At 65.2% G+C, this 19,463-nt stretch carries 19 protein-coding genes; 12 read left to right on the top strand and 7 right to left on the bottom strand.

What is annotated here, in order from left to right:
• Window positions 1–29: 29 nt before the first annotated feature.
• A complete protein-coding gene (locus CSQ91_RS09205; protein WP_180278381.1) occupies window positions 30–959 on the bottom strand; it encodes an AAC(3) family N-acetyltransferase in 930 nt (309 codons plus the stop codon).
• Window positions 952–2,145, bottom strand: coding sequence for a terpene cyclase/mutase family protein (locus CSQ91_RS09200; protein ID WP_099388053.1), 1,194 nt, complete (start codon window positions 2,143–2,145; stop codon window positions 952–954). Before CSQ91_RS09200 ends, CSQ91_RS09205 begins: the two co-directional genes overlap by 8 nt.
• 146 nt (window positions 2,146–2,291) lie before the next feature.
• Here CSQ91_RS09200 and CSQ91_RS09195 point away from each other — a divergent pair, with 146 nt between their 5' ends.
• Window positions 2,292–2,519, top strand: a complete 228-nt coding sequence (locus tag CSQ91_RS09195) for a hypothetical protein (RefSeq protein WP_034755374.1) — start codon at window positions 2,292–2,294, stop codon at window positions 2,517–2,519.
• 9 nt (window positions 2,520–2,528) lie between these two features.
• Here the strand turns inward: CSQ91_RS09195 and CSQ91_RS09190 are convergent, their stop codons facing one another.
• From CSQ91_RS09190 to CSQ91_RS09175, 4 genes are all read right to left on the bottom strand, one after another.
• The gene (locus tag CSQ91_RS09190) at window positions 2,529–2,909 is read right to left on the bottom strand and encodes a hypothetical protein (protein ID WP_099388052.1); all 381 of its coding nucleotides are present in this window, start codon (window positions 2,907–2,909) and stop codon (window positions 2,529–2,531) included.
• 13 nt (window positions 2,910–2,922) lie between these two features.
• Window positions 2,923–4,626 carry a hypothetical protein gene (locus CSQ91_RS09185; protein WP_099388051.1) on the bottom strand — a complete coding sequence of 568 codons (1,704 nt, stop codon included), beginning with the start codon at window positions 4,624–4,626 and terminating at the stop codon, window positions 2,923–2,925.
• A gap of 12 nt (window positions 4,627–4,638) precedes the next feature.
• A complete protein-coding gene (locus CSQ91_RS09180) occupies window positions 4,639–5,331 on the bottom strand; it encodes a UPF0149 family protein (protein WP_099388050.1) in 693 nt (230 codons plus the stop codon).
• Window positions 5,332–5,461: 130 nt separating this feature from the next.
• Window positions 5,462–6,910: a peptide MFS transporter gene (locus CSQ91_RS09175; RefSeq protein ID WP_441326562.1), complete on the bottom strand. Its 1,449-nt coding sequence runs from the start codon at window positions 6,908–6,910 to the stop codon at window positions 5,462–5,464.
• Between the two features lie 368 nt (window positions 6,911–7,278).
• On the opposite strand from CSQ91_RS09175, the gene ppnN reads away from it, so the two are divergent.
• The 11 genes from ppnN to CSQ91_RS09120 all read left to right on the top strand — a co-directional run bounded on the left by ppnN (window position 7,279) and on the right by CSQ91_RS09120 (window position 17,854).
• Entirely contained in the window at window positions 7,279–8,649 is a 1,371-nt protein-coding gene (ppnN, locus tag CSQ91_RS09170) for a nucleotide 5'-monophosphate nucleosidase PpnN (protein ID WP_034782951.1), read from the top strand.
• Between the two features lie 203 nt (window positions 8,650–8,852).
• Entirely contained in the window at window positions 8,853–9,920 is a 1,068-nt protein-coding gene (locus tag CSQ91_RS09165) for a LacI family DNA-binding transcriptional regulator (RefSeq protein ID WP_099388048.1), read from the top strand.
• A gap of 210 nt (window positions 9,921–10,130) precedes the next feature.
• Entirely contained in the window at window positions 10,131–10,937 is an 807-nt protein-coding gene (locus tag CSQ91_RS09160; RefSeq protein WP_092605401.1) for a transporter substrate-binding domain-containing protein, read from the top strand.
• Window positions 10,938–11,028: 91 nt separating this feature from the next.
• The gene (locus CSQ91_RS09155; RefSeq protein WP_099388047.1) at window positions 11,029–11,721 is read left to right on the top strand and encodes an amino acid ABC transporter permease; all 693 of its coding nucleotides are present in this window, start codon (window positions 11,029–11,031) and stop codon (window positions 11,719–11,721) included.
• Between the two features lies 1 nt (window position 11,722).
• Window positions 11,723–12,373 (top strand): amino acid ABC transporter permease, encoded by a 651-nt coding sequence (locus CSQ91_RS09150; RefSeq protein WP_034782946.1) that lies wholly within the window; start codon window positions 11,723–11,725, stop codon window positions 12,371–12,373.
• Entirely contained in the window at window positions 12,360–13,094 is a 735-nt protein-coding gene (locus tag CSQ91_RS09145; protein ID WP_034782945.1) for an amino acid ABC transporter ATP-binding protein, read from the top strand. The genes CSQ91_RS09150 and CSQ91_RS09145 overlap by 14 nt, the downstream gene beginning before the upstream one ends.
• Window positions 13,091–13,837 (top strand): sugar phosphate isomerase/epimerase family protein, encoded by a 747-nt coding sequence (locus tag CSQ91_RS09140; protein ID WP_099388046.1) that lies wholly within the window; start codon window positions 13,091–13,093, stop codon window positions 13,835–13,837. Before CSQ91_RS09145 ends, CSQ91_RS09140 begins: the two co-directional genes overlap by 4 nt.
• On the top strand, window positions 13,834–14,808 hold the full coding sequence (locus tag CSQ91_RS09135; protein WP_225317348.1) for a sugar kinase: 975 nt from the start codon (window positions 13,834–13,836) through the stop codon (window positions 14,806–14,808). The genes CSQ91_RS09140 and CSQ91_RS09135 overlap by 4 nt, the downstream gene beginning before the upstream one ends.
• A gap of 20 nt (window positions 14,809–14,828) precedes the next feature.
• Entirely contained in the window at window positions 14,829–15,788 is a 960-nt protein-coding gene (locus CSQ91_RS09130; RefSeq protein ID WP_099388045.1) for a 2-hydroxyacid dehydrogenase, read from the top strand.
• A gap of 35 nt (window positions 15,789–15,823) precedes the next feature.
• Complete coding sequence (locus tag CSQ91_RS09125; protein WP_099388044.1) at window positions 15,824–16,840, top strand: porin; 1,017 nt, start codon at window positions 15,824–15,826, stop codon at window positions 16,838–16,840.
• A 12-nt stretch (window positions 16,841–16,852) separates the two neighbouring features.
• Complete coding sequence (locus tag CSQ91_RS09120) at window positions 16,853–17,854, top strand: Gfo/Idh/MocA family protein (RefSeq protein WP_099388043.1); 1,002 nt, start codon at window positions 16,853–16,855, stop codon at window positions 17,852–17,854.
• A 74-nt stretch (window positions 17,855–17,928) separates the two neighbouring features.
• On the opposite strand, the gene lysS is transcribed toward CSQ91_RS09120, so the two are convergent.
• Window positions 17,929–19,458 carry a lysine--tRNA ligase gene (gene lysS / locus CSQ91_RS09115; protein WP_034782936.1) on the bottom strand — a complete coding sequence of 510 codons (1,530 nt, stop codon included), beginning with the start codon at window positions 19,456–19,458 and terminating at the stop codon, window positions 17,929–17,931.
• Between the last annotated feature and the right edge of the window lie 5 nt (window positions 19,459–19,463).

The following is a 19,463-nucleotide window of genomic DNA, read 5'->3' as shown; positions in this document are numbered from 1 at the left end:
CCGGCGTCATGACGATCCGGGCGGTTTTTTTATGCGCGCCCGATGGGCCGCGCCGCCAGTTGCGCCGCGCTCGCGTAGATCGTCACGTGTTCAATGGCCAGCCGGTGCAGGTGCGCATAGAACGCCTGCGCCGGAATGCACCACGCCGCCGCATCGCCCACCTGGCCGTTGACGCGCAGCCCGGCGGCATCGAATTCCCGATGAAAGTAATCGCGCAGGTCGCCGCGGCCGGGCTGGTCGATGCGGCGCTGCGCGACTGCCGGCTCGAAAGGGCGCACGGGCACTTCCCAGCGACGGCCCGCGTGGTCCAGGCAAGCCAGCAGCTTTGTATCGTCTTCCCATACGGGCACGGGAAAGGCGTCGCCCATGGCGTCTTCCAGCGCGTGATAGAACGTCACCGGTCCCATGGAAATGCCGAGGCCCAGGACTTTTGCGTGGTCGCAGCCGATGAAGCGCTGCCAGGGCGAGTCGATGCCGAAGACCGACAGTGCGCGGTGGTGCGCTTCGGTGAGCTCGGCGGCATGGCGGCCCCACGCGGACACGGAGTGGGTCGGGTGGATGCTGCGATGGATCGCATCGCTGGCCAGGAAGGCTTCCGGCAGGCGCCCCATGTGCGTGCCATGGCGGCGCGGGTCGAACACATAACCTGGCATGGCGCAGGTGGCGCGCAGCGTGCCGCCCGGCAGATAGTAGGTGGGCAGCAGCAGGGTGCCTCGCGGGCCGACGGCGTCCTGCAGGGCGCCTATCACGGCCAGCGCGCCGCCTTCCACGTAGCCGAGGCTTTTCAGCGATGAATGCACGAACAGCGTATCGCCTGGCGCCACGCCGAGCCGCGCCAGGCCGGCGGCCAACCCGGCGCGCGTCACGTGGGGCGCGCTGTGGCGCATGTGCCGGGCGCTGGCGGCGCGGCGCCATGCGTCCAGTGTGGCGTGGATGGCGTTTCTTGCATGTTCAAGCATCGCCGATGTCCATTTCCAGCAGGTTGGCATCGATGCAGAATTTGGCGGCCCAGTTCAGGTAAGCCCAGGTGCCGTAATCGCCATCGACGGGAAACGAGCCCTTGACGCCGCCGCGCGCGTGCGCGGGACCGTCGATGCTGACCGAGCGCCGCACGAAACTATTCAGGCGGTGCGCCGCATCGAGGTAGCGCCGTTCGCCAGTGATCTGGTACAGCAGGAACAGACAATGCGCGTTTTGCGCGGAACCCGTGAGGCAGGCGTAGCTAGCCCCTGGCTGGAAGTCGGGACCGAGGCGGCCTGCCAGGTAGCCGTCGGCCGCCACGGCCCTGGCGATGCCCGTTCCGGTGCGCGCGGCGGCGTCCAGCAGGTCGGCGCGCGCCGAAAAGCGGTGCGCTTCGAGCAGGCCGCGCAAGGCGTAGCCTATGGTATGGGTCAGGGGCTGCAGCGGGTTGTCCAGGCAATTCGAGGCGAACCAGCCGTTGGGACGCTGTTTGGTCAGCGCCCAGTCGACCTGGCGCAGGCCGGCCACGCCATAGCCGTGGCCCGGCGCGACGCGGTCCGCTTCGAACAGTCCCCACGCCACGTGCGTTTCATAGGCCTTGTCGCCGGCGCTGGCGAACGGGGTCGGATGCTTGCGCCAGCAGCCATCGGCATCCTGGCTGTCGCGCAGCCACCTTGCCGCGCGGTGCATGGCGTCCTGGTATGCCGCGCCGTACGCCTGCACGCCGGCGGCCAGGCCAAGCAGGATCTGGCCCGTGTTGAAGGTGACGGGCACGCGCGGCGTGGAATCGATCTTCCCGCCCTGGTAACCGCCTTCCGGGAACTGGATAGCCACGCACCAGTCGAGCATGCGCCGCGCGCGTCCGTGCAGCGCATCATCCCCACCCTCGTCGCCCGTGCGCTGCGCCAGGGCGATGAGGGTGGGGATGATGTAGCCGGTGGTCTCCGGGTAGGAGCTCGACCAGCCTGTCAGCAGGCTGTAGTCGCGCGCGACGCCGCCGTCGTTTGATCTGGAATTGTCCTGCGCCGCGCATAGCCAGGCCGTGCAGGCCTTGACGACGGCTTGCGGGCCGGGGTCAAAGGCAGGCAAGCCGCGACGGTCCGACAGGCGCTCCATGCGCGCCGCTGCCGGCAGGCTCGCCTGCGGCGCCAATGTATTCCGGATCTTCGTGAGCAAGGTGCGCATGGCAGCGATGGCGTGGTGGTTGGCTCCGGCTACTGTAGCGCTGGCAGCTGCTATGCCGATTGACTTGCCGCAAGGTTTTGTCGTCGCATCGCTGCGGCCGGAATTGACGCATAATGGATGCCTCACCACCGTTGACGAGGCCCGCCATGAACAATGTCACGCTTGAGTACTCGGTCGTCACCAATCCCGACTCCTTTGTCGGCTTCAAGTACTACGTCAAGGCGGGACAGGCATTCGATGCCGACGATTTCGCCTATTCCTACAAGCTGAAACGCTCCGACCTGGACCCGGACAGCGTGCTGGCCACGCGCGAGGCGGCGGCGAATCTGCAGCCGGGCGAGTGGCTGACGGTGTCGCATTCGATTGCGGCGTAGCCGTCAGCCCTACGCTGGCGCAAACCAGGCGCGCAATTCATCCTCGGCGCGCTGCGCCGTTTCCCGCGTCAAGGTCAGCACGATGATCTTTTCCTGCGCCGGGCGGTGTCCATCGCTGCCGGCCAGCTCGATGGCTTGCTCGAAGCTCGTGTAGCCGTGGCCGCATTCATGCGGGCATTGCTGCACGATGCGCGCCGCCTTGCCGGCGTTTCTGTCCGCCAGGTTGACGATGGGATTGCCGTCATGGAACGGCTGGCCATTGGCAAACGCGGTGCGCAGATACGCCGTGCACTGCCCATCGAGGAAGGCCAGGCGCGCCTGCCACCAGGCCTCTGCCGCCGCATACGTGGCCTGGTCTTCGAGAAAATCGGCAAACAGGAAATCGTCCATCGTATTTTCGCGGCTAGATGCCGAACACTTTCAATATGGCGTCCGTGAAACCCTCGAACCAGCTGCCCACCTTGCCCGGCTGTTTGCCGTGGCGCGGGGTTTCTTCGTACAGGTAGACGCCGTTGTCGCCGTCGAAGCGGTCGTTGAGCAGCGCCTGCTGGCCGCGCAGGTAGGGGATGAAGGTTTCGCTGCGCAGGGTCGAATACAGCACGTCGGTGGTAAAGCCCAGGGTGGCGGACTGGCTGATGGAGCGGCCCTGGCCGGCCCGTTCCAGGCGCACGCCGCGGCATCCGCGCACGATCAGGGTGACGGGGCCGCGAAAGACGATGAAGCGCAGCTGCAGGGTGAGCCAGGCGTGCAGGCTGCCCAGGCGCCAATGGCTGCTGATCGCCAAAGGCTGGCCCGCATCGGTGATCAAGCCGACCAGTCCCCGTGGCTGGAACACGAGGGCGCTGCCGGCCGGCAGGTGGACGACGGCCACTTCCAGCAGCGGGTCGTCGCTGGCGGAAATCGTCACGGATGCCGTCGTTTCGCTTTCCAGCCGCGTCAGCGCCACCATGCCGGCGGCCAGGCTGGTGAACGGGAAGCGCCAGTCCAGCAGCCACTGCGTGCGCTTGGTGCTGCTGACGGGCGACGATTGCAGGTATTCGGGATGGATCAGCATCTGCTGCCCAGGTTTTAGCTGCAATGCCTGCGACACGGCGGAGATGCGCGATTCGCCATGCGGCGGCAGGGGCAGGGAGCTGCCATTCAGCTGCAGTTCGCGCGCGATCGACAGCGGCGGCAAACGGGAAGCGACAGGCGCCAGCACGAAGTAAAAGAAAGCCTTGATGGCGACGGGCAGCAGGATGGCCGACAGCACCAGCAGGGCGGCCGTGGGCGCCACGTCCAAGACGGGGGCGCGCCAGCGGGCGATCCAGTTGCGCGCCAGTTGTCCTTCGCCCGCCGCGATGGCCTTTTGCACGGGCGCCAGCGCGCCGGCCAGCGCTGGCTCGTCGATGGCAAATGGGGCGGGGCGGGCGGCGGTCGTGGCGTTGCCGGTGCGCGCGCGCTGCGCTGCCCAGGCCTGGTAGGCTTGCAGGTTGATCTCGCGCAGGCGCTGGCCTTGCGCTTCAAGCAGCGACAGCTGCGCGTAAGCGTCGCTGCCGGGCAGGCGGGCCGCCACGGGGTGCCGCGCTTCCAATTCCCGGCGCTGGCGCAGGTTGTGCTGCAGCGCCGCATACGCGCTCACGTGTTCCGCGTGCAGGCGCGCCAGCGTCTGCCGCGCATCTTCGCCGCTCACCGCCGCTTGCAGGGCGGTCAGATAACGGGCTTCCTGCACCAGCACTTCGATCTCCACGCGGCGCGTGGCTTCCTCCTGCGCGTGCAGGGCCAGGGTGTCCGTATCGGGCAGGGGAAGGGTAAACAGCGATGGCTGCTGCCGCGCGCGCAAGGCCGCCAATTGCGCCTGGACTTGCGCCAGGCGGGCCGTGATGGCCGTTTGCGAGGTCTTTTGCAGGGCGTTGACGCGGGCCGTGGCCGCAGCGGCCAGGCCAGCGCCATGCTTGTCGGCGCCGTCGGCGGCCAGCCTGAGCGCGGCGATGGTCTCGCTGCTGGCGCTGTAGGCGCGCCATTCGGCCAGCAGCAGGCGTCCGGCCAGCAGGATGACGATGAACAGGGCGAACTGCAGCGCGTGGCGCAGCAGGAAGCGCAGGATGGCCGTCAGCAGCTGGCGCAAGCTGGCGTCGCCTTAGCCTTGGCTGGCCGCGCTATCGGCGTCGGCGCAGCATTTCTTGTACTTTTTGCCGCTGCCGCAGTGGCACGGGTCGTTGCGGCCCGTCTTCGGCACTTCGCGCAGGACGGTGGCGCCGGGCTGGCTGTGTGCCTGGCTTTTCAGGTGGCGCTGGCGCGCCCAGGCCGCGTTGATGGCGATCACGGAAGGAATCACGCCATCCATGGCCGTTTCGGCCGCATCGTCATCGAGTTCGCCGGCCGTGGCCAGGTGCTGGAACGGCGCCAGGTATTGCGGGTGGCTGACGGCCAGGGCCGCCCACTGCGGTTTGTCCAGGCTGGTGCCAAGGACAAAACCGGCGCACCAGGCGGGCACGCTCCATTCGGGGCCGCATACGTAGATGGGCTCGAAACTGTCCGGGTCTTTCGCCAGCCATTCGACCATGTAGGCATGGTGGCGCTGTGCCAGGCTGGCCGCCCGTTCGCTGGCTTCGTCCTGTGCCGGCAAGGCGCTGCCGGCAGCCTTGTCCCAGACCCAGGGCAGCCATTGTTCCGGCGTGATCTGTTTCGGGCTCAGGGCGACGGCCGTGAGAAAACCTTCCAGCATCGACACGTCCATGGCACGGCTGGCCAGCGCAGGCGCGGCCAGCAGGGTGTCGAGTTCGGCGTATTCGTCGTCGGAGAGGGGCGAGGTGGTGGAGATGCTGGACATGGGATTTTTCAGTAATGTGGGTGGATGGCCGCTGGCCCTGGCGGTATTGTACCGCCCGGCAATGGGAAAAACGGCGCCGGAATGAAAAACGGCGGCCCGCAGGCCGCCGTTGTCAGCTATGGCAGAAAACTTACTTCACGCCGTGCATCAGTTTGTTGATCAACGGTGCGATCAGGAACAGCACGACGCCGGCGCCCAGCAGGGACCAGAAGCCGAAGGTGTAGCCGGACAGTGCCGATTGCACCGACATGCCGCTTTCGCCGCTGACGTGGCTGGCGAAGATGCCCGACAGGTTGTTGCCGATACCGGTCGACAGGAACCAGCCGCCCATGCCCAGGCCGACCAGGCGCACTGGCGCCAGCTTGGTGACCATCGACAGGCCGATAGGCGACAGGCACAGCTCGCCGATCGATTGCAGCACGTACACGGTGGCCAGGGTCCAGAACGGGATCTTGTTATCGGCGCCAACCAGGCTCGACAGAGCGAAGATCAGCAAACCGAAGGCCAGGGCATTGCCCAGCAAGCCCAGGCCGAATTTGCGCGGGATCGAAGGATTGACGTTGTGGCGCGCCAGGAAGACCCAGACGGCGGCGATGATCGGCGCGAAGACGATGATGGCGACCGAGTTGACGGTCTGGAAGTAGGCGGTCGGGAAGATCCAGAAGCCCAGGTCACGGTTGACGATCTTGTCAGCCAGGAAGGTAAACGAGCTGCCTGCCTGTTCGAAGAACATCCAGAACAGGATGTTGAAGACAAAGATCAGCAGCATGGCGATGACGCGGTCACGCGCAACTTTACCGTTGCGTATGCCTTCGATCATCAGCATCACGGCCAGGCCGACGAACAGCGCGGTCAGGACGATTTGCAGCTTTTCAGCGCCGACGGTCAGCAGGAAGTACACGAGCGGGATCACGCACAGGGAGCCGACGGCCACCCAGATGACGCGCATCGGGTTGCCTGCGCCGGCTTCCGGAGCGCCGATGCCCTTCAGGGCGCGGCGGCCGATGGCGAACCATACCAGGCTGATCAGCATGCCGAAACCGGACGCCATGAAGACCATCTTGTACGAAGGCATGGCGCTGGTGCCGAAGATCGACTCGGCCAGCCACTGGGTGAAGACAGGGGCAACCATGGCGCCCATGTTGATACCCATGTAGAAGATTGTGAAGCCACTGTCGCGGCGCGGATCGGCTGTCGTGTACAGCTTGCCGACCATGGTCGAGATGTTCGGCTTGAACATGCCGTTACCGACGATCATGGTGGCCAGGCCCAGGTTGAAGATGTCCTGGTTCGGTACCGAGATGCAGAACAGGCCGGCAGCCATGAAGACGGCGCCCAGCAGGATCGAGCGCTGGTAACCGATGACCCGGTCGGCGATGTAGCCGCCGAACAGGGCGCCGGCGTACACCAGCGCGAGGAAGGAACCATAGGTAAGGTTGGCCGCAGCCTGTCCCGAACCGTCGCCGCCGTGGAACTGGGCAACGATGTACAGTACCAGCGCCCAGCGAACTCCGTAGAACGCGAAGCGTTCCCAGAATTCAGTCATGAACAACATCCACAATGGGCTTGGATGGCCCATAATCTGCTTGAACTCGGGAATAACGGCTTCCTTGTTGGGCGTAGTCGCACCGCTCATGCGGTTCCTCCTGAAAAATTATTATAGTCAATCGATACAACGAACTTATGGAAGCCTGCGGGCGGCGGGGACTCTCATGAAGAACCTCACGCACGGGAATTCCAATAGGCTGGCATTCTAATCTACAAATTGCGCTGAGCGAAGATTTCGATTCGCATTAGCAAGAATGACTGTTTCATATTGGTCAAACCGGTTTGCAGGCAAGGGCGGCCCGGGCGATTTTGCGGCGGCACAGCACAACTAGCCTGACTTGTCGTATATTAAGGCTGCAAGACCTTCGAGCATCGATTTTTAAAGGGATTTTTCGCATTATGGAACACGACGTTATCGATACTCTGGTTTCACCGGAAGGCCGCCTGGACGTGCTCTCCAAGACTGAAGTCAATAAACTGCTCGACACCAGCCAGGGCGGCCTGTACAACACTTTCCGCCGCTGCGCGCTGGCAGTGCTCAATTGCGGCAGCACCATCGACGATGGCCGCGCCCTGCTGGAGCGCTACCAATCGTTTGAAATCTCCATCATCCAGCGCGAGCGCGGCATCAAGCTCGACATCAAGGGCGCGCCGGCCATCGCCTTTGTCGACGGCAAGATGATCAAGGGCATCCACGAGCACCTGTTTGCCGTGCTGCGCGACATCATCTTCGTCAGCGATGAAGTGACGGGCAACCCGAAATTCGACTTGCAGAGTACGGAAGGCGTGACGGACGCCGTCTTCCACATCCTGCGCAATGCCAACGTGCTGCAAACCCAGCTCAATCCGAACCTGGTCGTGTGCTGGGGCGGCCACTCGATCAACCGCGCCGAATACAATTATTCGAAGGAAGTGGGCTACCAGCTGGGCTTGCGCGGCCTCGATATCTGCACCGGTTGCGGTCCCGGCGCCATGAAGGGCCCCATGAAGGGCGCCACCATCGGCCACGCCAAGCAGCGCCTGCACAATGGCCGTTACCTTGGCATCACCGAACCGGGCATCATCGCGGCCGAATCGCCGAACCCCATCGTCAACGACCTCGTCATCATGCCGGACATCGAGAAGCGCCTGGAAGCGTTCGTGCGCGCGGGCCACGGCATCGTCGTCTTCCCCGGCGGCGCCGGCACGGCCGAAGAAATTTTGTATATCCTCGGCATCTTGCTGCACCCGGACAATGCGGAAATTCCTTTCCCGCTGATCTTCACGGGCCCGGAAACGTCGCGCGAGTACTTCGTGCAGATCAACCAGTTCATCAGCGACACCCTGGGCCCGGAAGCGCAGCAGCGCTACAAGATCATCATCGACGACCCGGAACTGGTGGCGCGCGAAATGCTCGAAGGCATACGCCAGGTGCGCGAATTCCGCAAGGCGCACAGCGACGCGTATTACTTCAATTGGCTGCTGAAGATCGACCACGAATTCCAGAAGCCGTTCCAGCCCACGCATGAAAACATGCGCAACCTGAGCCTGCACAAGAACCAGCCCACGCACTTGCTGGCGGCCCAGCTGCGCCGCGCGTTTTCCGGCGTGGTGGCGGGCAACGTCAAGGATGACGGCATCCGCTCGATCGAAGAGCACGGCAACTTCGAGATCCACGGCGACAAATCCATCGCCGGCCCGATGGATGCGCTGCTCGCTTCCTTCGTGGCGCAGCACCGCATGAAGTTGGCGGGCACGGCATACGTGCCTTGCTATACCGTGGTCCAGTAAGTCGTTTTTCAAGCAGCGCCGCCCGCCCCCTGCGTGTGCAAGGGGAGGGCGGCGCCTTTCATCCGTGTTCCCGGCCATGCCCCCATCGTGTTCCTTCGTCGCCACAGGCAATCAAATCGCTTGCGTCATCGATTCGTGGGTGCTATCTTTGGAACCGGTTCCAAAATAAAAATATGCATATCAACAGGTAGTGGAGAGCAACCTTGGATTCAGTACGCGGCAGCAAAAAAACAGTCTCCGGCGAGCCGGCCCGGCCCGTGACCATCGCCCAGGTGGCGCGCGAGGCGGGCGTGTCGAAGACGAGCGTGTCGCGCTTTCTCGGCGGCGAACTCGATGCCCTGTCCGAGAACATCCGCCAGCAGATCACCAGCACCATCGCGCGCCTCGGCTACCAGCCGAACCAGATGGCGCGCGGCCTCAAGCGCGGACGCACGCGCCTGATCGGCATGGTCGTGGCGGACATGCTCAATCCCTACACGGTGGCCGTGCTGCAAGGCGTGGAGGCGGCTTGCCAGCAGCATGGCTATACCTTGATTCTGTGTAATACCGGCAATGACGAACTGCGCGAGCGTCAGTCGCTTGCCGCGCTGCGCTCGTACAGCGTGGAAGGGCTGATCGTCAACACGCAGGGGCGCAATATCGAGTCGTCCGACTTGCAGCAGGCGGGCATGCCCATCGTGCTGGTCGATCGCCGCATCGAAGGCGTCGATTTCGACCTGGTGGGCCTGGACAATGTGCAGGCTGGCCGGCTGGCCACGGCGCATCTGATCGGGCAGGGTTACGACGCCATCGCCTTTGTCGCGCCGCCCTTGACGGGTGTCAGTTCGCGCCTCATGCGCGCCGACGGTTTCCAGTCCGTGATGGCCGAGCATCCGGGCTGCGTGGGCGAAGTGCTGGCGGTGGACCTGGACGACCGGCCTTCCATCGACGCGCAGGTGCGGCAATGCCTGGCGCGGTGGCGCGGCCGCCGCGTGGCGCTGCTGGCCTCGAACGGCATGGTGGCGCTGGAACTGGCGCTGATGCTGCAACGCCTTGCATTGCGCATGCCGCAAGACGTGGGCTTGCTGGGCTTTGACGAATTGCCATGGTCGCCGCTGGCTGGCCTGAGCACGATCGAGCAGCAGACCTATGAAATCGGCTTTTCGGCGATGACGTGCATGTTGTCGCGCCTGCAGGGCGATCAGTGCCCGCCGCGCGAGGTGCTGTTGCCAGGCAAGCTGATTGTGCGCAATTCTACCCAGGGTAGCGAAGTGCGCAAGGACGGCGATTGACGGGAAGAGGGCGCTTGCCCTTTTTTTTGGGTAAGTAATGGAACCGGTTTCATAAAAAGTGTTTTCACCGGAAAGGGGCATGAATCGGCAAGGCAGGGCAATGGCAGGAGGTTGGTACAACACGGCAAGAGACGATCTGAATCGTCCATTTGACAATATTTCCGGAAATGCCTCGACGAGGCCGGTACCGGGATCACAGGAGACGGAAACATGAAGATGACCACACTGTTCTATTCGAAAATACTGGCTTGCGCACTGGCAGCCACGTGCGCCCTGGGCGCAGCCGCCGACGCCGGCGCCCAGACGCTTGGCGACCTGATCAAGAAAGGCAAGCTGACCATCGGCGTGGTCAGCGGCACGCCGCCGTTTGGCAGCATCGACGCCAAGGGCGTGCCCGTCGGCTATGACGTCGACGTCGCCAACCTGATCGGCAAATACCTGAACCTGCCCGTGGAAGTGGTGCCCCTGACGGCGCCGTCGCGCGTGCCGTCGCTGGAATCGGGCAAGGTCGATTTTCTCGTGGCGACCCTGGCGCCCACGCCGGAGCGGGCCAAGACACTGATGTTTACCATGCCCTACAGCGCGTTTGAGTTGGCGATCGTCGCGCCGGTCGGCGGCAAACTCAAGGCCCTGGCCGACCTGAAAGGCAAGAAGGTGGGCGTGACGCGCGGCACCACGAATGACACGGCGCTGAGCCGCATGGCGCCGGCCGGCACCAGCATCGTGCGTTTCGAGGATGATGCCACCGTTACCCAGGCCTTGCTCAGCAAGCAGGTCGATGCCGTTTCGATCCCCAGCACGATGGCGCTCGACATCATCAAGACGCGCGGCGCGGGCAAGATCGAGGTCCGCTTCGCCTACTCGCTGCAGCCGAACTCGATGGCGGTGCGCCGCGGCGACTTCGAGCTGCACCAGTGGCTCAACAACTTCATCTACTACGTCAAGCTGAACGGCGAACTCGACGCCATCGCGCGCAAGTGGAGCGGCGCGCCGCTGCCAGCGCTGCCGACCTTCTGATACCGCCACCCGCACAGGGAGAGTGTTTGTCCGCACGGCGCGCCGCCATGGTGGCGTCGCCGGGGATGCGCACGTAGACAAGGAGTTGAGTATGCCGTATGAATTTCATTTCGAACTCGTCATGCAATCGCTGGACCGCCTGTTGTGGGGTGCGGCGCTGACGATACGCCTGAGCGCCTTGGCTATGGTGCTGGGGCTGGCGGTGGGCGTCTGCGCCGCCGTCATCCTGAAGAATGGTCCCGCCTATGCCCGCGCGGCCGTACGCGCCTATGTCGAGATCATCCGCAGCACGCCGTTCCTGGTGCAGCTGTTCATCATTTACTTCGGCTTGCCGTCGCTGGGCCTGCAGCTCGATGCGAACGGCGCCGCGCTGGTCGCCATGACGGTCAACCTGGGCGCCTACGCGGCGGAAATCGTGCGCGCCGGTATTGGCGCCGTGCATCCGTCGCAGCTGGAAGCGGCGCAGGCGCTGGGCATGACGCGCTGGCAGGTGATGCGCCACGTGGTGCTGCTGCCGGCGCTGGAAAAAGTGTATCCGGCGCTGGCCAGCCAGTTCACGCTGATGATGCTTGCCTCGAGCGTCGTGTCGGCCATTTCCGCCGAAGAACTGACCGCCGCGGCCCACCTGCTCGACGCGGAAACCTTCCGCAGCTTCGAGATCTACATCGTCGTGATGGTGCTGTACATCCTGCTGGCCCTGCTGTTCCGCTTCGGTTTCTGGGTGCTGGGCCAGATCGTCTTCAAACGCCGCCGCCGTCTGGGCGCGGTGCGCATGGGAGCATGACATGATCAGTGACTTTTCCTGGGATAACCTGCAATTCCTGCTCGAGGCCACGCGCTGGACCATCGGCCTGTCGCTGATCGTCTTCATCACGGGCGGCATCGCCGGCTTCGCCGTGGCGCTGCTGCGCACGGCGCGCAGTCCCGTCCTGCGTTGCATCAGCGCCCTGTACATCCAGCTGATCCAGGGCACGCCCGTACTGATCGTGCTGTTTCTCACCTATTACGGCCTGGCCCTGTTCGGCTACAAGCTGTCGCCGATCATCGCGGCGGGGGCGGCGATGACGATCTTTGCCAGCGCCTACCTGGGCGAGATATGGCGCGGCTGCATCGAAGGCGTGCAGCGGCAGCAGTGGGAAGCATCGGCCGCGCTGGCGCTGAACCGCTACCAGCAGCTGCGCTACGTCATCCTGCCGCAGGCGCTGCGCCATTCGCTGCCGCCGACGGTGGGCTTCATGGTGCAGATCATCAAGAACACTTCGATCACCTCGATCATCGGCGTGGTGGAACTGACGCGGGCAGGGCAACTGGTCAGCAACGCGACCTTCCTGCCTTTCATCGTCTTCCCCGTCGTCGCCCTGATCTACTTCGCGCTGTGCTATCCGCTGTCGCGCTACAGCCATTCATTGGAAAGGAAATTCCATGCCCATCGTTGAAATTGACCATATCAGCAAGAGCTTCGGCGCCAACCATGTGCTCAAGGGCGTGTCGTTCGCCGTCGAGCGTGGCCAGGTGATCGCCGTGATCGGCCGCAGCGGCTCCGGCAAGAGCACCATGCTGCGCTGTATCAACGGCCTGGAAACCATCGACAGCGGCAGCATCGTCGTGGCCGGTCATACGCTGACGGCGCGCCAGGAGCATCTGCTCGACTTGCGCAAGGATGTCGGCATGGTCTTCCAGAGCTACAACCTGTTCCCCCACCTGACCGTGGAAGAAAACGTCATGCTGGCGCCGCGCATCGTCAAGAAAGTGCCCGACGCGCAGGGCCGCGCCACGGCGCTGCGCGTGCTCAAGCAGGTGGGCCTGGACCACAAGCGCGAAGCCTATCCCGAGCAGCTGTCGGGCGGCCAGCAGCAGCGCGTGGCGATCGCCCGTTCGCTGGCGATGGAGCCGCAAGTGATGCTGTTCGACGAAGTGACGTCGGCGCTGGACCCCGAGCTGACGCAGGAAGTGCTGAAGGTGATGGAAGAGCTGGCGCAGGCCGGCATGACGATGCTGCTGGTGACGCACGAGATGGAGTTCGCGCGGCGCATGGCCGATGTCACCGTCTTCATGCACCAGGGAACGGTGTGGGAGAGCGGGCCTTCGGAGGCCTTCTTCAGCAACCCGCAAACGCCCGAAGCGCGCCAGTTCGTCGGCGCGGGAGCGATCAAGTGAGCCCCGTCCTGGTGGCGGCGTCGGCCTATGGCGCAAGCAGGGTACGGCAATTGGGGCAAAGCCATTTCATCGACGTGGTGGCCGATGCGGGCGGCGCCGGCATCGAGATCCGCCGCGAACTGTTTACTTCCGACTTGCCGGACCTGGCGCGCATGGGCGCGGCGGTGGCCGCGCGCGGCCTGTACTGCGTGTATTCCACGCCCATCGAATTGTGGGGCGCGGACGGATTGCTGCAGCACGAACTGCTGCAGCAGATGCTGGACGAGGCGGCGCGCCTGGGCGCGCGCTACCTGAAGGTGTCGCTCGGTCATTACCCGGCCGCGCCCGAGCTGCAGGCCTTGAACGCTTTGTTGGCGGCCGCGCCCGTGGCGCTGCTGGTGGAAAACGACCAGACGGCCCATGGCGGCAGGCTGGCGACGATGGCGCGCTTCCTGGCGGCGGCGCGCGAAGGCGGGCTGCCGGTGGGGCTGACCTTCGACATCGGCAACTGGCGCTGGGTGGGCGAGGATGCGCAGCAGGCGGCGCGCCTGCTGGCGCCGTACGTGCGCTATGTGCACTGCAAGGCTGTCATCGATGACGGGGGGCGGTTGTCCGCCTGCGCCGTTTCCGAGGCCGATCCGGCCTGGCGCGCCGTCTTCGCGCACTTTGCGCCGGGCGTGCAACGGGCCATCGAATTCCCGCTCGAGGGCGCCGACCTGGTGGCCGAAACGGGCCGCTACATTCAAATCCTGGAGGCCGCATGATCAAACACGAAATGCTGCAAGGGGAGCACGCGCTCGATGTCGTCACCTACGGCGAGGCGATGGCGATGTTCGTTGCCGAGGAAACGGGCGACCTGGCGGCCGTGGCGCATTTCACGCGCCGCCTGGCCGGCGCCGAGACGAATGTCGCCATCGGCCTGGCGCGCCTGGGCTTGCGCGTCGGCTGGCTGAGCCGGGTGGGCGACGACTCGTTCGGCCGCTTCATCCGCGCCAGCGTGCAGGCCGAGGGCGTCGATTGCAGCCGGGTCGTCACCGTCGCCGGCCAGTCCAGCGCCTTCCTGCTCAAGGAGAAGGCCGAGAATGGCGCCGATCCGCTGGTCGAATACTTCCGCAAGGGTTCCGCCGCCAGCCGGCTGGCGCCCGAGCACTTCGACCCCGCCTATTTCCTGTCCGCGCGCCACCTGCACGCCACGGGCGTGGCCGCCGCGCTGTCCGAGACCAGCCTGGCGTTCGCCGGCCAGGCCCTCGACTTCATGCGCGCCAACGGCCGGAGCGTATCGTTCGATCCGAACCTGCGGCCCTCGCTGTGGCCATCGCAAGCCGTGATGGTCGAACAGATCAATCGCCTCGCCGCCAAGGCGGACTGGGTGCTGCCCGGCCTGGGGGAGGGGAAAATCCTCACCGGCCACGACCTGCCGCACGACGTCGCCGGCTTTTACCTGCAGCAGGGCGCGCGGCTGGTGGTCATCAAGCTGGGCGCCGAGGGTGCCTATTACCGCACGGCCGATGGCGACAGCGGCATGGTGCCGGGCGAGCGCGTGGCCAACGTGGTCGACACGGTGGGCGCCGGCGACGGCTTCGCGGCCGGCCTGGTCAGCGCCTTGCTGGAAGGCTTGCCGCTGGCGCAGGCGGTAGGGCGCGGCAACCGGGTCGGCGCCTTCGCCATCCAGGTGGCCGGCGACATGGAAGGCTTGCCGACCCGCGCCCAGCTCGACGCGCTGGTCCCATCTTGAACCGTACAGGGGAAATAATCGTGAAAAAACATGTGGTTGTGTATAAAAAGCTGGCCGAGCCGCTGCTGGCGCGCCTGCGTGCCGAATGCGAGGTGACGTATTTTGAGGCGATCGATGCGGGCAACCGCGCCGCCTTCGCGGCCGCCATCCGCGGCGCGCACGGCTTGCTGGGCGCCAGCGTGCGCCTGGACCGCGAACTGCTGGACCCGGCGGAAGAGCTGCGCATCATTTCCACCATTTCCGTGGGCGTCGACCAGTTCGACGTGGATTACTTGCGCAAACGGGGCATTTTGCTGGCCAATACGCCCGACGTGCTGACGGAAACGACGGCGGACACGATCTTCGCGCTGATCCTCGCCAGCGCGCGGCGTGTCGTCGAACTGGCCGAATTCGTCAAGGCCGGACGCTGGACGCACAGCGTGGGCGAAAGCCAGTACGGCGTCAATGTGCATGGCAAGACCATCGGCATGCTGGGCATGGGCCGCATCGGCCGCGCCGTCGCCCGCCGCGCCGCGCTGGGCTTCGGTATGCAGGTGCTGTACGTGAACGGCGAAGCCGTGCCCGAGGTGGAGGCAGCGCTGGGCGCGCGCCAGGTGGCGCTCGACGACTTGCTGGCCGGGTCGGACTTCGTCTGCGTGGTGCTGCCGCTGACGGCGCAGACGGAACGCATGATGGGCCGGCGCGAGTTCGCGCTGATGCGCCCCGGCGCCATCTTCATCAACGGTTCGCGCGGGCGCATCGTCGACGAGGCGGCGCTGATCGAGGCGCTGCAGCAGGGCACCATCCACGGCGCCGGTCTCGACGTGTTTGAACGTGAACCGCTGGCGCCGGACAATCCGCTGCCGGGCATGGCCAATGTGGTGGCGCTGCCGCACATCGGCTCGGCCACGCACGAAACGCGCTACGCCATGGCGCAGCAGGCCGTGGACAACCTGCTGGCAGGCTTGCGCGGCGAGCGTCCGCGCCATCTGGTGGACTAGGCGCAGTTTCTAAAAAAAGATAGACAGGGAAAGAGATGAAGAAGAAGGTAGTAGGGGCAATGATCATCGGCGCCGGCAGCGGCCTGTGTTGCGCGCAGTCGAACGTGGCCGTGTACGGCATCATGGACATGGGCGTGGTGTCCGAGAGCGGCGGCCCCGGCGGCAGGGTGCTCAAGCTGACCAGCGGCATCGCCAATGGCTCGCGGCTCGGTTTCAAGGGCAGCGAAGACCTGGGTGGTGGCATGACGGCGCTGTTTACGATGGATGCGGGCATCCTGGCCGACACGGGCGCTTCGGCCCAGGGCGGCCTGCTGTTCGGGCGCCAGGCCTTCGTCGGCCTGGGCGGCGCGGCGGGTACGCTGCGGCTGGGCCGCCAGTACACCTTCATCGACAGCAGCCTGGGGGCGCTGGACCCGTTTTACCTGGGTTTTGCGGGCAGGATGAGCAATGTCTTCACGGCCGGCTATATCAGCCGGGTCGACAACAGCATCACCTACAGCTCGCCCGTGCGCGGCGGCTTTTCCGGCGAACTGGCGTACGGCTTCGGCGAAGTGCCCGGCGACGCTTCGGCTAAGCGCTACACGGGCGCGGCGGCCACCTATGCCAGCGGGCCGCTGTACGTGCGCATGGCGCACCAGGATGCCAACACCGTATCCAGCGCGCAGGTGGCGGGCAGGGCGCGCAACACGGTGCTGGGCGCTACCTGGGACTTTGGCGTGCTCAAGGCGCATGGCGCCGTCGCCTTCAGCAAGAGCATGGCGGGCGCGGCCACCACGGTCGACAGCGCGGACCTGATGCTGGGCGCCACCGTGCCTTTTGGCCCGCACCGCGTCCTGTTCTCGTACGTGCGCCGCGACGACCGGCGCGCCGCCAACGGCGACGCTTCCCAGGTCGGCATCGGCTATACCTATGCGCTGTCGAAGCGCAGCACCTTGTATGTCGCTTACGCGCATATCGACAACCGCAACGGCGCCGCCTATGTGGTGGGCAACGCCACCGACAACGGCACCGGCAACCAGGCCTGGAACCTCGGCCTGCGCCACACTTTTTAACGGGAGAATCGAATGAAGAAGATCGGATGGATTTTGGTGGGAGCCAGCACCGTGGCGCGCGAATGGATGGTCGACGCGATCCGCCAGCAGGACGATGCCGAAGTGCTGGCCGTGGTCAGCCGGGACGCCGCGCGCGGCGCCGCCTTTGCCGCGCAGTTCGGCATCGGCGCCAGCTACACGGACCTGGATGCGGCGCTGGCCCATCCGGGCGCGGACGCCGTCTACATCAGCACCACCAACGAGTTGCACATGGCGCAAACCTTGCAAGCGGCGCGCGCCGGCAAGCACGTGCTGTGCGAGAAGCCGCTGGCGCTGAACCTGGACGACGCCCGCCGCATGGTGGACGGCTGCGTTGAAGCGGGCGTGGTGCTGGGGATTAACCACCACCTGCGCAACGCCGCCAGCCACGGCAAGGTGCGCGAGCTGATACGCGCGGGCGAGATCGGTCAGCCCTTGTATTGCCGCGTGCTGCACGCGAACAACCTGCCGCAGCACCTGCGCGGCTGGCGCCTGGACGCGCCGGAGTCGGGCGGCGTCACGCTCGACATGTTCGTGCACGACGTCGACACCCTGCGCTTCCTGCTGGACTCGGAGCCGCGCCACGTGACGGCCTGCGCCACCAGCGGCGGCATGACGGTGGCCGGGCTGGAAGAGGGCCTGATGGCTGTCATCGAGTTCGACAACGGCACCCTGGTGCAGGTGCACGACGCGTTCAACGCGCCGCATTCGCTGTCCGGCGTGGAAATCATCGGCAGCAAGGGCACCATCTTCGCCACAGGCGTGATGACGCAGCGCCCCGTCGGCAGCATTACCCTGACGCGCGACGGCGGCAGCGTCGACATCCCCGTCGAGCATGAAAACCTGTACGTGCGCTCGGTGCGCGCCTTCCAGCGCGCCATGCGCGGCGAAGGGCAGCCTGCCGCCACCGGCGACGACGGCATGCGCGCGCTGGCCACGGCATTGGCGGCGCAGCAGGCCAGCCGCAGCCACCAGCGCGTGACCCTGGCCGGCTGACGGCCGGCGGCAGACGTAAAAAAAGCCGCCTGATCGTAAAAATCAGGCGGCTTTTTATCGGCTTGCGTCCGTGATTATTCTTCGCGGCGTAAATGCGGGAACAGCAAGACGTCGCGGATGTTCGGCGAATCCGTGATGATCATCATCAGGCGGTCGATGCCGATGCCGCAGCCGCCGGCTGGCGGCATGCCGTATTCCAGCGCGCGGATGTAGTCGGCGTCGTAGAACATCGCCTCTTCATCGCCGGCGTCCTTGGCGGCCACTTGCGCCAGGAAGCGGGCCGACTGGTCTTCCGCGTCGTTCAACTCGGAGAAGCCGTTGGCGATTTCGCGGCCCACCATGAACAGCTCGAAGCGCTCGGTGATGCCGGCCACCGTGTCGGAAGCGCGCGCCAGTGGCGACACTTCGACCGGGTAGTCGATGATGTAGGTTGGTTCCCACAGCTGCGCTTCAGCCGTTTCTTCGAACAGCGCCAGTTGCAGCGCGCCCAGGCCGGCCGTGGCGAACGGCTTGACGCCGAATTTCTTCAGTTCTTCCTTGATGAATTCCGCATCGTTCAACTGCTCGGCGGTGTAGCCTGGAGCATACTTGTTGATCGCTTCGACGATGGTCAGACGGTGGAACGGCTTGGCCAGGTCCAGCTCGCGGCCGCCGTAGGTCAGGGTGGCGGTGCCGTGCGCGTCGATGGCTGCCTGGCGGATGACGGCTTCCGTGAAGTCCATCAGCCATTTGTAGTCGGTGTAGGCCGCGTAGAATTCCATCATCGTGAATTCAGGGTTGTGACGGATCGACACGCCTTCGTTGCGGAAGTTGCGGTTGATCTCGAACACGCGGTCGAAGCCGCCCACGACCAGGCGCTTCAGGTACAGCTCGGGCGCGATGCGCAGGAACATTTGCATGTCCAGCGCATTGTGGTGCGTGATGAACGGCTTTGCCGCCGCGCCGCCCGGGATCGTGTGCAGCATCGGCGTTTCCACTTCCATGAACTCGTTCTTTTCCATGAAGCGGCGGATCGACGAGATGGCGGCGGTACGCGCCTTGAAGGTGCGGCGCGTCTCTTCGTTCATGATCAGGTCGACGTAGCGCTGGCGGTACTTCGTTTCCTGGTCGGCCAGGCCGTGGAATTTGTCCGGCAGCGGGCGCAGCGACTTGGTGATCAAACGCAGTTCCGTGACCTTGATGGTCAGTTCGTCCGTCTTGGTCTTGAACAGCGTGCCCGTCACGCCCAGGATATCGCCCAGGTCATAGTGGTGCAGGGCGGCCATGGCAGCTTCGCCGGTGAGATCCAAGGTAGCGTAGATCTGGATGCGGCCGTCGGCTTTCGGGCCGGAAGCGTCCTGCAGGGTGGCGAAAGCGGCTTTCTTGCCCGCTTCGCGCTTGAGCATCATGCGGCCGGCCAGCACCACGGTGACGGGTTCTGCTTCCAGCTCTTCGCGCGTCTTGCTGCCGTATTGCGCGTGCAGATCGGCCGCCTTGTGCTCGGGGCGGAAATCGTTCGGGAAGGCGACGCCTTGTTCGCGCAGTGCTGCCAGCTTGACGCGGCGCTCGGCGATGATCTTGTTTTCATCGGGGGCGGCGGCTTGTTCTTGGATATCCGTAGTCATGGTGT

It is taken from the genome of Janthinobacterium sp. BJB301 (assembly GCF_002735685.1).
GTDB lineage: Bacteria > Pseudomonadota > Gammaproteobacteria > Burkholderiales > Burkholderiaceae_D > Janthinobacterium > Janthinobacterium lividum.
The sequence above is the reverse complement of the archived record's forward strand: the minus strand, read 5'-3'. Positions and strand labels throughout refer to the sequence as shown.